Source organism: Streptomyces sp. NPDC002784 (assembly GCF_053592135.1).
Genome location: NZ_JBSFVD010000203.1, coordinates 1 through 1,059, shown reverse-complemented (window position 1 = coordinate 1,059; position 1,059 = coordinate 1). Strand labels below are relative to the sequence as shown.

1 protein-coding gene is annotated in these 1,059 nt (G+C 47.7%); it reads left to right on the top strand.

Features of this window, described 5'->3' with window-relative positions; genetic code table 11:
* A partial coding sequence (locus ACWD1Z_RS37815; protein WP_451125486.1) for a S8 family serine peptidase occupies positions 1-1,059 on the top strand: 1,059 nt, incomplete at both ends.

The following is a 1,059-nucleotide window of genomic DNA, read 5'->3' as shown; positions in this document are numbered from 1 at the left end:
CATGGCCGCTATTTTAATTCAAAAGTGCCATATGGGTTTAATTATGCTGATAATAACGACACCATTACAGATGATACGGTTGACGAACAACACGGCATGCATGTTGCTGGGATCATCGGTGCTAACGGGACAGGTGACGATCCAGCCAAGTCTGTTGTCGGAGTTGCGCCAGAAGCACAGCTACTGGCAATGAAAGTTTTCACCAACTCTGACACTTCTGCAACAACCGGGTCAGCTACCTTGGTTTCTGCCATTGAAGACTCGGCAAAAATCGGTGCCGATGTCCTCAACATGTCCTTAGGATCTGGTTCAGGCAACCAAACCTTGGAGGATCCAGAACTTGCTGCGGTGCAAAATGCTAACGAATCAGGAACAGCCGCCGTCATTTCTGCTGGGAACTCAGGAACATCCAGTTCAGCAACTGAAGGCGTCAACAAAGATTATTACGGTTTGCAAGACAATGAAATGGTGGGAACGCCAGGGACATCACGAGGAGCGACCACAGTTGCTTCCGCTGAAAACACGGATGTCATCACTCAGGCAGTGACCATTACTGATGGTACAGGTTTACAGCTTGGACCGGAAACCATTCAGCTTTCAAGCAACGATTTCACTGGTAGCTTTGACCAAAAGAAGTTTTATGTTGTTAAAGATGCTAGTGGCAACCTCAGCAAAGGGAAAGTAGCCGACTATACTGCTGACGCTAAAGGCAAAATTGCCATCGTTAAACGTGGCGAACTTACCTTTGCTGATAAACAAAAATATGCCCAAGCCGCTGGTGCTGCTGGCTTGATCATTGTCAACAACGATGGCACAGCAACACCGGTGACTTCTATGGCGTTAACCACCACCTTCCCAACATTTGGGCTCTCAAGTGTAACCGGTCAAAAGCTGGTTGACTGGGTCACAGCACACCCGGATGATAGTCTCGGTGTCAAGATTGCCCTGACGATGGTACCAAATCAGAAATATACTGAAGACAAGATGTCTGACTTCACATCCTATGGGCCAGTTTCCAATCTTTCCTTCAAACCAGATATTACCGCACCAGGCGGCAAC